The organism is Anaerobacillus alkalidiazotrophicus, from assembly GCF_001866055.1.
Genome location: NZ_MLQS01000026.1, coordinates 1 through 13191, shown reverse-complemented (window position 1 = coordinate 13191; position 13191 = coordinate 1). Strand labels below are relative to the sequence as shown.

The 13191-nt window shown below is 36.7% G+C and carries 13 protein-coding genes, 1 rRNA gene and 2 pseudogenes; 3 read left to right on the top strand and 13 right to left on the bottom strand.

Annotated features, from left to right (window positions below; translation table 11 throughout):
• The 7 genes and pseudogenes from BKP45_RS15570 to BKP45_RS21745 form a co-directional block, all read right to left on the bottom strand.
• A 16S ribosomal RNA gene (locus BKP45_RS15570) occupies positions 1-111 on the bottom strand; the annotation flags it as partial.
• A gap of 735 nt (positions 112-846) precedes the next feature.
• Positions 847-1235: pseudogene (locus BKP45_RS15565) on the bottom strand (iron chaperone); the annotation flags it as partial.
• A gap of 67 nt (positions 1236-1302) precedes the next feature.
• Positions 1303-1593 (bottom strand): RNA polymerase alpha subunit C-terminal domain-containing protein, encoded by a 291-nt coding sequence (locus tag BKP45_RS15560; RefSeq protein ID WP_071389192.1) that lies wholly within the window; start codon positions 1591-1593, stop codon positions 1303-1305.
• A 237-nt stretch (positions 1594-1830) separates the two neighbouring features.
• Positions 1831-2556, bottom strand: coding sequence for a polymer-forming cytoskeletal protein (locus tag BKP45_RS15555; protein ID WP_071390619.1), 726 nt, complete (start codon positions 2554-2556; stop codon positions 1831-1833).
• A 17-nt stretch (positions 2557-2573) separates the two neighbouring features.
• Positions 2574-3230 carry a hypothetical protein gene (locus BKP45_RS15550; RefSeq protein WP_071390618.1) on the bottom strand — a complete coding sequence of 219 codons (657 nt, stop codon included), beginning with the start codon at positions 3228-3230 and terminating at the stop codon, positions 2574-2576.
• A complete protein-coding gene (locus BKP45_RS15545; protein WP_071390617.1) occupies positions 3231-3866 on the bottom strand; it encodes a YhbD family protein in 636 nt (211 codons plus the stop codon).
• A gap of 524 nt (positions 3867-4390) precedes the next feature.
• Positions 4391-4522, bottom strand: a pseudogene (locus BKP45_RS21745) (NAD-binding protein); the annotation flags it as partial.
• A gap of 281 nt (positions 4523-4803) precedes the next feature.
• On the opposite strand from BKP45_RS21745, the gene BKP45_RS15540 reads away from it, so the two are divergent.
• From BKP45_RS15540 to BKP45_RS15530, 3 genes are all read left to right on the top strand, one after another.
• Entirely contained in the window at positions 4804-5820 is a 1017-nt protein-coding gene (locus BKP45_RS15540; protein WP_084788027.1) for a DUF3231 family protein, read from the top strand.
• Positions 5821-6149: 329 nt separating this feature from the next.
• Positions 6150-6380, top strand: coding sequence for a DUF6429 family protein (locus BKP45_RS15535; RefSeq protein WP_071390616.1), 231 nt, complete (start codon positions 6150-6152; stop codon positions 6378-6380).
• Positions 6381-6446: 66 nt separating this feature from the next.
• Positions 6447-6749, top strand: a complete 303-nt coding sequence (locus BKP45_RS15530) for a hypothetical protein (protein WP_071390615.1) — start codon at positions 6447-6449, stop codon at positions 6747-6749.
• Positions 6750-7107: 358 nt separating this feature from the next.
• Here the strand turns inward: BKP45_RS15530 and BKP45_RS15525 are convergent, their stop codons facing one another.
• From BKP45_RS15525 to BKP45_RS15500, 6 genes are all read right to left on the bottom strand, one after another.
• Positions 7108-7302 (bottom strand): YwbE family protein, encoded by a 195-nt coding sequence (locus BKP45_RS15525; protein WP_071390614.1) that lies wholly within the window; start codon positions 7300-7302, stop codon positions 7108-7110.
• Positions 7303-7470: 168 nt separating this feature from the next.
• Complete coding sequence (locus BKP45_RS15520; protein WP_071390613.1) at positions 7471-9063, bottom strand: NAD(P)/FAD-dependent oxidoreductase; 1593 nt, start codon at positions 9061-9063, stop codon at positions 7471-7473.
• Positions 9064-9416: 353 nt separating this feature from the next.
• Entirely contained in the window at positions 9417-9581 is a 165-nt protein-coding gene (locus BKP45_RS15515) for a hypothetical protein (protein ID WP_169824141.1), read from the bottom strand.
• Positions 9582-10358: 777 nt separating this feature from the next.
• Entirely contained in the window at positions 10359-11132 is a 774-nt protein-coding gene (locus tag BKP45_RS15510; protein WP_071390611.1) for a hypothetical protein, read from the bottom strand.
• Positions 11129-12019 (bottom strand): ATP-binding cassette domain-containing protein, encoded by an 891-nt coding sequence (locus tag BKP45_RS15505; RefSeq protein WP_071390620.1) that lies wholly within the window; start codon positions 12017-12019, stop codon positions 11129-11131. Before BKP45_RS15505 ends, BKP45_RS15510 begins: the two co-directional genes overlap by 4 nt.
• Positions 12019-12393 (bottom strand): GntR family transcriptional regulator, encoded by a 375-nt coding sequence (locus BKP45_RS15500; RefSeq protein ID WP_071390610.1) that lies wholly within the window; start codon positions 12391-12393, stop codon positions 12019-12021. Before BKP45_RS15500 ends, BKP45_RS15505 begins: the two co-directional genes overlap by 1 nt.
• Positions 12394-13191 lie beyond the last annotated feature (798 nt).

Genomic DNA, 13191 nt, shown 5'->3' with positions numbered 1-13191 from the left:
CACCCGTCCGCCGCTAATTTCAGGGAGCAAGCTCCCATCCATTCGCTCGACTTGCATGTATTAGGCACGCCGCCAGCGTTCGTCCTGAGCCAGGATCAAACTCTCCATAAAAGTGTTTGATAAAGCTCAAAATAAAACATTGACGAGATATTTACTATCTCTTTTAATTCGCTTGGCTGTGTGTTCAGTTTTCAAAGAACCATCATTTGTTTTACGCCGTTGTTTTTTTCAGCGACAAGAACTAGTGTATCACAACATTCAATTCCGCGCAAGTTGTTTTTTTGAAACTTTTTATCAAAACAACAAGTCATTCAACTTCGCTTTTTAGCGACAAGGAATATCTTATCACATCAATCAATCCGCCGCAATACCTTTTTAAAAAACATTAAAAGGTAACTACTTTTTTAAAACGCAATAAAAAGTTCTGCGCAAATACCTTTTGAAGTGGCAGTTTTATTAATCTATCATAAAACTATTAAAATAGCAAGTAAAATAAACCATAGCTTATTTTCTTTATATTATTTATAGAAAGAAAATGTAATATCTGTTCCTAACTTGAATAATAGTAATCAATTAGTCTTGGTTTCTTCCATTATGAAAATAGGGATAAATCAATTACCTTTTCAAAGGAAACGGACCAACAGCCAACAAAGCCGGGGTAGGCGTTCATTTTTGTTCAAACAAAAAAGTATATACACCTTCTGTATTCTTTATAGCTTTCTAAAAAATTAATTCTCTCTTTGTGAATATTGATAACATATCTTGAAATTACTCATATTGCTAACTCCTTAATTTAAGCCTCTCAGTAGCTCTCTTATGCCTTCTAAGGGTTATCTTATTTTTCTGTTTCCGCCAAAAAGTAGAACAGTTTGCCTTGTCCAAAATATTAAACTCAATCATTTTCTCAAGTAGTGGGTAATCAACTGGACCATTCCAAGGGATACGTATCAACTCCTTTGTGTAATTATATCCGGCCTTCACAATATCATCCTTTGCATGAGTGATCGTCACACTTTCAGGGGCGACAGCTTAATGCTTTTTAGATACACTAAAGCCAATAATAAATGTACCATGATCCGTAAACATCAGTTGTTTCCATTTAATTTCTGTGTTTAAATTTGGATATTTCTTTTTATCGAAGTAAACACTTCTTCCACTCTTTCTCGGCTGAACAGGTCATCAATTCCCGCTAAAAATTCAGAAAAAACTTCCTTGTTATTCCCTCCAAAATTTATGCCGTTTCCTGTTACAGAAACGCTAACCCATTTAGTTAAGTAAAGTACGTCACATGTTATAGATTATTTATTCTTTAAATGATAACCCTTCTTCTTCTAATGAACTTCTCATAATAGGTAAGGAAGCTGGTCCAATACCATGAATTTTTAATATTTCTTTTTCAGTATACTTCGATAGTTCTTGCAAAGTATCAATTCCTTCATAAATCAGTGCATTTCTTGCAGGTGAACTAAGTTTCGAAAGGAAGCCGCTATGAGGCTTACTCTCTTTATCACAGGTAGGGCAACTTGGACAATCACTACTTTTGTAATACTTATGCCCTTTTTCACAAATCCTTAAACTTTTTTCAACTACCAAAATAATCCCTCCTAACAAATTTTGTATTCAATTTTAACATATTATATTATATATATTTGTTTTACAATCTCGATTTATGGCGTAGAAACCGCCCTCGATCGTACGCAAATCAACGGTGCGCGCATATCCGACAGGAAATCGCGCACAAACATGGGTCGGTCGTGCATATTCGACAGACAATCGTGCACAATCTCGTTGTACTCGCAGCAATACTTTTTTCGTCTTCTCTACATTATTTTAAAGTTTCTCAGATTTTTCTACGACAGCCTTATCCGATACATTTAGGTCACTGCTATACTCGATAAACTCAATTTCACAGCCAGGACCGATCTCTACTGTATTTCCACGAACAACTTTCGCCTTCGTATATTCTAGTTTAACCACATCACCTTCAATGATATTTGCATGTAATTCTTTACGCAACGTTTTAATTAACTTATCCAAATGAAGAATAGGCTGCCGATTTCTTTTTACAGTAATCACTTCTCCTCCGATTTCTTTCACAGATGATTTCCCATGTAACGATATTTCTACGTGATCTGCATTTAGCAATCCATCAATGGTAAAGGCTCCATTTAGCTCTGCTTTCTCCACTTCACAATCCCCAACTACTTTAATAATTCCTTCGAGGAGAATGTCGTCGCCTTTTATAGATTGTTTCAACCTTGTGTGCCCCTTAATTTCCATTTTCTGAAAAAATGCATTTCCGTCTATCGTTAAATCACCATATATCTCAATCTTGTCAGAAGAAAAATCCCCCTGTACTTTTGTACTTCCATTGATTACAGCGTGCTGGGACCTGATATCCCCATTTATTTTTGCCGAACCATTACACTCAAAATCCTTACATTCTACATCACCATGTATTGCCCCATGGCCGTTGATCTCTACCTTTATGAATGAGCCACCACCTGATTCACTATGCCCAGATAGAATTAAGTCCCCTTTTACTTTTTGAACCATAATGAAATCCCCCTTTATTAAATTTGATTAACTTGTAAAATATTTTTTGAATTCTTTTCTTTATTTGTAAAGGTGGATCTATATTCTACTTTGTCAATATGGCAATTTGGACCTATTTCAATGTCATTTCCTCTAACTATTTTTGCTGTGGTATGTTCTAGATAAATTTTATCTCCTTCTATTACCTCTGCTTCTAGGGTGTAAGATCGCTTCAAGAAGCTTCTACTTTTGATTATTATCTTCTCACCACCAATTTCACCGACCTTACTAGGAGCAACTTGTAAATTAGCCTGTAAATCACCAACATTCAACAACTCAGTGATATTAAATCCCCCTTTAAGGCTCATTTTTTCTAGCTCCACATTTCCAGCCCCGTTGAGAAACCCTCTCATATCAAGGGTATTTGCTTTCATCGACTTCCTAACATTTAGTTCACCAATAACTTTTATTCTATTACTATTTAATTCTTCATCTATACTCAGTTTCCCAGTTACATGCACATGCTCCATTGTCGCCTTTCCTTTTATATGATATTCCCCAATAATCTTTGTTTCTTGGGAACAAACATCTTCAAAAATTTCCCCTCGGCCTATAACTTTAATTTTTTCGTAATCTCCACCAGGATAGCTTCCTTCTCCTATAACCTTTAAATTTTTATTTTTTTCCTTTGTCATTTAAAAACCCCCTGTTACTAAGAAATTCAATAGTTTATCCACTTCTGTATCAATGTCCAATGAAACAGCCACTTTTGTTTTCTCATCAACATAGAAATCATCGGAATTGGTAACTAGCAACACTGTTACAACACCCATTTTTCTTAACACCACTAATGAAGCACGCTTTTCCTCTAGCTTCGGAAAATGGTCATGTAATGTTTGAATGATTTGCTTTCCTTCTTCCCATCCAACCTCTCCTGTCTCCAAGGATTTATCTAAAAGATACAAATATAGCGAAGATTGAAAGGAGATCGTATCCAGTTCACTGAGCTGTTCTTCATAAATATCGATAGTATTTAACGAAACAATGTTTCGTTCTATGAAATCCTTCCTTGATATGCTTACATCCTTCTTCTTTGGAGATAAAGCATTTGCCAATTCATCCAGTGATAAACTGTCCTTTAACTCTTTGATTCTGTTAATTCTTTCAATCATTTTCTCCCTTGGAAAAAACGTTTCTTGTCCAGTAAACGTTGATTTTCTAATAAACCAATCGTCCGGTATTAACTTTTTTCTCTTCCAACGATAGAGCTGTCCGTAAGTAATGTCCGTTTCCTCAAGCAAGTCTTTTTTCGAGATTAATTCTTCATCCATTGTTTTCACTCCTTAAACACAATGTAACATAACACTGTTACATTGTAAAGTTGCTATCTTTCGTCTTTTTTTATTACTTTATTCAAATGAAAATAATGACTTATTAAATTATCCGGAGAGGATTGGTCCGGTTAGGTAAAATAGTGTTTGAGTTGGGATTGTTAAAGGTTGATCACCTCCAAATAAAAAAGCAAGAGCCTACAATTAGTAGGTTCCTTGCTTCTCCTTTTTTAAGCATTTTTTTATGATATCTAAATTTCTTTTTCAAGTATTTTTCCTCTTATATGTAGTATGGTTTTGGACCGTATTTAACGTAAATAAAGATACAAAAACAGCCTGGTTCCTATCTTTATTTACTTATAATCTTTAGTTAGTAATTATTGTTTTCAACGTTAACAAAGATAGGGCTTATCTACGGTTTCATGTAAACAAAGATAAAAGGTGCCCCATTTCAATGTTTTTTTAACGGATACTACATAATAAGCACGCCGATAATTTAATTACATTCTTTCAAAAAGTCACCTGAAAAAGGCGTAGGCATTAACACGACCCTCATCACAATCAATTGCCAAAACTTCATGACCTAGGTGATTCAGTTCTTTACAAACACTTCCTCCAAATCTCCCTAACCCAATAATTGCAAATTGTTTTTTCATTTTTTTCTGTCTCTTTTTTTACCTCACCCATATAGAAAAAAGACCATAACAAGTAAAATTCACCCCAAGATAGTAGATTTCCTATCAAATTTGGTTCCCCCGCTCATTATGACTCAGCGAATAATAGGTGTAGGTATTAATAGTATTTCATGGAGTTAAATTTACTCCTGTTTTATTTTTATATCATACATGTGTTGTAGTTTCTAACTTTTTGCATACTTTTCATTCTCTGAGAAAACAATAATAAACACTAATTAATATCGTAAATTGGAGGATGAACCTTGAAAACAAATGACGCAATTCGATTAACTGCTCCGGAAATGGCAAGCCTTTGGACTCAATACATTTTTGATACAATGTCCATTTGTTTCTTTCGTTATGCACTCGAACATATTGAAGATCACGAAGTCAAATCGATCTACCAAACTTCACTTAAAATATCCCAAAAGCATGTCGAAGCAATTACAGAATTCATGTTAAAAGAAAATCACCCTATTCCACGTGGTTTTACAGAAAAAGACGACGTAAACATTCACGCACCACGTCTTTTTCAAGACACTTTTTACCTAAATTATATTTATATCATGGCTTTGCAAGGAATGACTGGATATTCTTTGTCTGTTAGTAATTCAATTCGTTCTGACTTAAGGATGTATTACATTACCTGTATGTCCGAAACGATGCAGGTTTTTGATCAATCCATTGATTTAATGCTTTCAAAAGGACTTTTAAATCGACCTCCTATTATTACACCACCCGATTCGATCGATTTTGTAAAGCACCAAAGTTTTTTAACTGGATGGTTGGGAAATCGTCGTCCGTTGAATGCTGTCGAAATTGGAGATATTTACTTCAATGTGCTAAAAATGCATTTACATGCTGCTTTAAAAGTGGGATTCGCACAAGTAGCCCAATCAAAAGAGGCTCGTGAACATTTCGAGAGGGGACTTGGCATTGCCAATAAACACATAAAAATTTTTGAATCAGTATTTGATGAAGATAACTTAAATTTACCTATGTCCTGGCAATCAACGATCACGAACTCTACTTCCATAACCTTTTCAGATAAATATATGATGTACCAAATTCAATTGTCGACACAGTTAACCCTTTCATATTATGGTACTGCTTTGAGTGTTAATTCAAGAAGAGATTTAGGTGCAGACTACTTACGACTTATGCTAGAACTTTTACACTTTGCAGAAGACGGAGCAAATCTAATGATAAAAAATGGATGGTTAGAGCAGCCTCCAACAGCAAGTGACCGAGAATCGCTTGCCAACAGAAAGGAGCAATAAAAAATATTCCAGAAACTCGAAGCTAGGAAAAATTCCTAGCTTTTTAATGTAATGCATTAGCCCACCGATACCATACACTTGCTTTATTTTAATAATTTCTGCTCCCGTCGCATCCCATCTAAGACCTCCTTTTGGTACGTAGGCTTTCAATGTTTTTAATAAGTACCCCTTGATATGTTTATCGGATAGATATCCCTTCCAGGCAACTGAAATGTTCATGTAACCACTCCCAAACTAGTAAACTTTTTATTTCTATAATAGACAAAGTACATATCTGGGAAACCTTGTAAAATAGTTGATTATTTATTAAGCTATAATCATCTACAAAAATAAAGGAGCTAACATTGCTGTTATTGTATTTAACCTCTTGGAAAGAAAGGGACATTCCTGAGAATATAAGAAGAAGTTGGAAAGGGTACCCTTTTGAGATATTAGATGAACTTTCTGATCAAGATTTCATAAGCGGTGGGACTAGATCAAAATCAGTATATTTAACTGCGGAAGGTATTCAAGAAGCTAATGGAAAAATACTTAACAGAAGCAAAAAAGGACATGAGTGATCTTTAACTAACGAAGCAGTAGAGTTTAATAAACAAAAGAAAATATTAAAATATTAGGGGGGAATTATGAGCAATCTGGTTGGAATACTTCTAAGTATCTTTTTAATGGTATTAAGCGCAGTAATTACTTATAAAATAGGAGAAAAGATGTCGAGTAGGGTTATAAAATATATTCCTACTATTTCAACTGGGGTTGGTTTGATTTTTTTCTATATCAGAGTAAATTTTATTCCTTATAAAACTCACGCATTTGATGCACTTATTGACATTCCCGTAATCTTTTTACTTGCTACTATTTTTGTTATCTCACTTTTATTAGCTTTATGGATTGAGATTACCAATAAGGGAAATAGTCACTGGGAAAATTAAAATCATAATTGCACTAACGAAGAGCGTTAGTTAAACAAATATAACAAAAGATAATAAAAGATACACCTATGGTTATAATAACAACCTCTTAGGTGTATTTTTTTATTATCCGTTCAACAATACATTTTATCCGATATAAGAGCACCCACACATTAGTGTAACGGGTTCTGTGTTCGTTAGCAGAGCATTAGTGCAATAAGAAAAAAACAGGATAAAAACGCACAGATGTTATCTGTGCGTTTTGTATGGAATTTGAATGCGAAATTATCCGTTATTTAGCTTGTGAATTCACTTTTTCTCTCCCAAAACTGAACGGTCTAACATTGGTGTAGGTGCTTTCAATTTCACTAACGAATATTCAATTCAAGATTTCCTTCACTCTACCAACAACTCCACTTTCTAGCCTTACTTTAATACCATGAGGGTGAGTTACTGAGTTGGTTAGTATATCTGCTACTACACCTTCAGTTAGCCTCCCTGAACGCTGGTCTTGCTTTTGTACAACTTTAACTCTTGAACCTTGCTTTATATATTCTCTTTTTGTTCCAGTCATATTGTTTCTCCTTAATCAAACTGATTTGAACTTAAAAGTTCATAGCCCCCCACCTCTAAGCGTAGCGTAGGTGGGAACTTCCATTCAGGTGGAGTTGAGACTCCATCTGAATTTCCGATGTTCTAGCGAAACTAGAACGAGTTCTCTTTTCAAACTCTCTTCTCAAGACTAAACTTCAATCTCCATTAACGCTTCTGCAACTTTTATGCCGTCAACAGCACTAGAAGTGATACCACCAGCGTAACCTGCACCTTCACCACAAGGGTATAACCCTTTGATGTTCGACTCATATGTCAGCCGATCTCGCTTAATTGTCACTGGTGATGAACTTCGGCTTTCTACCGCTGATAATACTGCATCATGTTTAATAAAGCCTGCAAGTTTTTTATCCATTACTCGTAATCCGTCCTTTAAACTATCAATGATAAACTCATCCAAACATTCTCTTAAGTCCGTTGGTGTAACACCCGGGGTATAAGTTGGGTTAATAGACCCGAGTTGTTTACTACCCTTATCTACTAAGAAATCGCCGACCAATTGTACTGGTGCAAAATAATTTCTGCCACCAACTTCAAATGCTTTTCGCTCAAGTTTTCTTTGAAACTCAATAGCAGCCATTGCATCCCCATTAAAATCGTTTGGTGAGACAGAAACAAGTAATGCACTGTTCGCATTTTCACCACTTCTTGCGCTATAGCTCATCCCATTTGTAACGACAGAATTTTCTTCTGAAGAGGAAGCAACAACATGACCACCAGGACACATACAAAACGTGAAAACACCTCTTCCAGTCGGAAGATGGGCATTCAACTTATATTCAGAAGCACCAAGTAGAGGACTACTTGCAAAACAACCAAATTGCTGTTGATCGATGTCTTTTTGATGATGTTCAATACGCACACCTACAGCAAAAGGTTTCGGTATCATCTCTACACCTAAATCTTTTAACATATAAAATGTTTCTCTGGCACTATGCCCGATCGCGAGTACTACAGCATCGGTTTCTATTGACTCTGTTTTCCCATGTTGTCCTTCTAGTAACAAGCCTCTAACTTCACCATTTTCAACAATAAGTTCCTTCATTTTCGTTTCGAAACGCACTTCCCCACCCAGTCGTTCGATTTTTTTCCGTATATTTCTAACAACCGTGATCAAAATATCAGTTCCAATATGGGGCTTTGCTAAATATGAAATCTCGCTAGGAGCACCAGCTTCTATGAATTCATTAAATACTTTCGGAATTCTAGGATTTTTTACACCTGTTGTTAATTTACCATCTGAAAATGTTCCTGCTCCACCTTCTCCAAATTGAACATTACTATTAGTATCAAGCACGCCGTATTTCCAAAATTTTTCAACAGCCATTTTTCTTTTATCGACGTCCATTCCCTGCTCTACAACAACTGGGTTTAAACCATGTTCTGCTAATACCAAGGCACAGAACAGTCCAGCAGGTCCACTGCCTACTACTACAGGACGGGTATTTTTTGGGGTTTTCTTGATCACATATTCTAATGGTTCATAGGAAGAAACATTTTTTATTCCTAGATACGATGTTTCGTTTTTCATTTCAACATCAACAGAATAAACAAGCTGGACATTATTTTTTTCCCTTGCGTCGATTGACTTCTTAGAAATACTAAAAGACAATATTTTGTCCTGTTTGACCCTTAGTATTTTCTGGATTTTCTGAGCTAAAAGTTCATGCTCCTTACTTGGGTCAAAATCAGCACGAAACTTAATATTACTTATTCTTAACATGTTACATACCATCCTAAATTTATTTTTACACTTTTATCACTATTCGTTACTTAGGTATCGTATCATAAAAACATATTTCTATTAACACAAAACGTCATTTCTAATAATAAAAAATGGCGGTGTTTGATCAAAGCCCCCTATACTTCAATTCAATGTTTGTTCCTAGCTTTTTTAGTTGATTTGTTCTTTCATTTCTTCATACCACAATTTCGTTTCGTAGATGTCTCTTGAGCTTTATGAATAAATAGTCTTCTCCTTTTTCAATGTATATAAAAAGAAGGGCGATCACGAAATAGATATAATCTACCTTTCCCTAAACCCTCAACGCGAAAATGTCCCTTTAGTCGATATTGTTAAGCAAAACCATTTGTTCTTACTTGAATATTTGGAATTGTATCGACTAATTCAACTTTTGTAATTTCATCCAAAGGCCATTTCACTCCGTAAAAACCACTAATGTACAGTCGATTATCAGAAATAGATACTTCATTCGGTTGTATACCAATATAGGAAACCAATCCTAAAATTCCAAAACTAAGCACGATCGTAATTTTTAAAACGAGCGAATTACGCCTACTAATTTTGGTCGTATCTAATTTACCAATGTAGATAGAGTAAATAGGCAAATAAATAAATGATCATTACAAGCCATGAAAGCTGCACATATATGGAATTCTAAATAGATATAGCCCTAGTCCACCAAGTAATATAATACCTGAATTTATCAGTGCTCTTCCTGCTGCTTAAGGATAACCATTTTCAATAAGTATCTGTTGGTCTTCCTCCGTTTTTGCAGAAAATCCAGATAGAAGAAAAAATGCTTCTTTTTTTACGATGAGGCATCCTAATAGAAAAAACAATAAAACCATAAATAGTTGGATAATAATTAGTGCTATCAAATGATTTCCGCTGTCTTTTTATATTTTTTGTATTCTAACAATGGCCCATGCTAACTACTTGACTCCTGTGAGCTGAGCCAGTTTCTGAATGGTGTATTCCATTTGTTCATCTCCTGATACTATAACTCTACACCTTTACGTACTCGTGAAGGTCAACTAAATCTTTTCACTTACTTCTCATAACAATATTTATCCCACTCTTAAAGGGCAGTAAGACCCCCACCTCAAAACGTAAGAAAATCGGAAAGTTTAGGTGGGGGGCTATGACCCTTAAGTTCAAATCAGTTTGATTAAAAGGCCGAAACCTTCAAAACAAATAGCGCCTAAGCACTTTCATAGGAAAGGTTAGGCGCTTCACTCTACTTAATCTAATTCACAATTACCATTAATCAAAAATTAATCAATTTTTATTGGAACTCGCTTCGTTAACCTACGAAGCACCCACAGACCTATCACCAACAGTACGACAGTTGTTACCAACGCTAAAGGAAGTGGTAATTCAGGGGAAGAAAACCGAATAAATCCAAACAGGTGAAACGAACGTTCCCCTTCCCAACTCATATCCGTCATCCCCACATATATAATCGCAGAAATAATCGTAATCGCTCCACCAAACCCACCGTACCGATAAAACCCGATACTAATAAGCCAGCCGGCCACATAATACGCAACCACCGACAAGCTATACACCACAAACGGTACTAACCAAGCCGATTCCACGCCTAATATATCACCATGGCCCGTATTCGGCACGTAGGCCGTAAATATTCCCACAAAATGGAGAACGCCCTGTAAAGCACTAGCTAACGCCATAATACAAAGGGCTACCCCAATAGCGGCAACAGCCGACCCGATGAAATAATCCTTCCTTGTAATCCCGTTCCCAACAAAATAGCCTAGAAACGCAAAGCACGACAGAATTCCAATCACCAACATGAATATTTTTGTCGGCTGAAAAATAAACGCAAGGAAATGTAAATGTAACGAAGCCACATCCGTCACGAACCTAGGAACAACAAGATAGACCACAAAGACAATCCCGACGAACCAAATCGCCCATTTCATTTGTGTAAAAAACAAATCACTAGACACCTTCGTTGCCGTAGAGCCCTTCTTAAAAATACCCGCTTCTCGACCAGAGCCGCGATTCACATCACTTACACCACTCATACCTTCTCCTCCTCCCCTGTTAAATGAATAAACAATTCCTGAAGGGAAACTGGCCCAACATCTAATCCAAGTCTCACCGCTTCCAACCGCTTCTCTTCGCTCAACTCCCCGTATACCATCACCGATTTCGTATCTCCAAGTTGCTGCGTCTTCAACTGCTTCAACCCGGTTCCCAGACTAGCCACAAACGAATCCACCGCCAGAGAAGCCCCTGTAACTGACGCCCCACGACCAACAAACGCATCATACTCTTCATCAACTAGCAACTGACCATCGTGAAGCAGCAGCACATGATCAAACAAATACTCCATCTCCGACACCAAATGTGTTGAAAGAACCATCGTTCGAGGATGTCGTGCCTGCTCCTCGATCACTTCCTGGTAAAATAACTCCCTCGTCGGCGCATCCATTGCCAAATACACCTCATCCAAAATAGTCACAGGTGTCCGACTTGCCAACCCTAAAATCGCATTCAACGCCGATTGCTTCCCACTCGAAAGCGTCGAGATCGACTTATCCAACGGCACCTTAAAACGACTCGCCAGCTCCTTGGCATAACCAAGATCAAAGAAAGGACGATACCGCTCCGCAAACTCAAAGTATCCCTTCACCGCTTCATCCTCATCACTATAATCCGTCTCATATGCAAAACCAACATGCGGCATCACCTTTCCGTTTTCAAACGGATCCTCTCCATCGATCAGAATTTCGCCAGACGACGGCTCCTGATAGGATGCCAAGAGCGACAACAAACTCGTTTTCCCTGCCCCGTTTCGTCCGAGCAATCCGTATGTCTTCCCATGCTCAAGGGTAAACGAAATTTCCTTCAACACCTCATTATCCTTCAACTTCAATCCTACACTTTTCGCCACAACATCCCATCTCATCATGATCGCTCTCCCTTCAACCGCTTGATGATGTCCATGATTTCCCGCTCCGTCAAGCCTAGCTTCTCCGCCTCCTGAATCATCGGCAACACAAATTCATCCTCAAACACATGCTTCCGATTTTCCACTAGCTTCTCTCTCGCACCCTCCGCAACGAACATACCAACACCCCGCTTCTTATAAATAATCTCCTCATCCACCAACAAATTAATCCCCTTCGAAACCGTAATATGATTCACCTTATAGAACTGAACCATTTGTGTCGTCGAAGGAATTTGATCATGCTCCTTTAACTGACCCTTTACAATCTGATCCTCAATCCGCTCCTTAATCTGTATGAAAATCGGCTTCTTGTCATGAAACGAAAGGCTCACAGCCATCACCACCCTTATACATATATAGTTATATATATAAGTATATAACCTTTCTGAGAATTGTCAAGGTGCTGACAGAAAAAGGGCCATGTAAAACCTGATCTAAGTAAGATGTGACAATATCATTTTCTACTACCATTTTGCTGAATGTGAAAAACAACATGAACAAAGAGATACCAAAGTAAGCGAAAGCACCTGCTTACAAAATACCAGGTTCAGTTTTCGGAGGGAAGAATATAACAACTACCAATAGAAATAGCGTACCAATCGCATAGGATGTGGTACGCTATTTCTTGTTGTTATATCAAGTTTGTTTACCTTATACTAAAATTAGCAAGGGATTTAGCAATTCGTTTAGATAAGACACATAGATTTATGCTCCTCTTTTATTTCATATGCTAAAAGCAGTGTTACTTACTATGTTATTTTAATGACAAAATAATAGTTAAAAAAATTTGGGATTTAATTGAATATTGATGTTTGATGAATACTACTTTCTTTAATTGTATCGACCATTACCGCTATTTGGATATAAAAAGCGGTGTTTATCTTAAAGTGGTCCCTATGTCAAGGACACTTTGAAAAAAAGGCCTTAAATTTTGATAATTAATATCGTATTCTTCCGTTAAGGAGGAGATACGACAAAAGAACCAGTAACTCTTCTGCCTCAGAAAGTTACTGGTTCTTAAATTTTATCCGTGTCTTAGATGTATTTATGAATAGAAGTTTTATAAAGTCTATTGATAGCTTTCAAGTATTTATGTTGGGGGAAGGTGTTCCGTGTTACGTTCAGAGGTA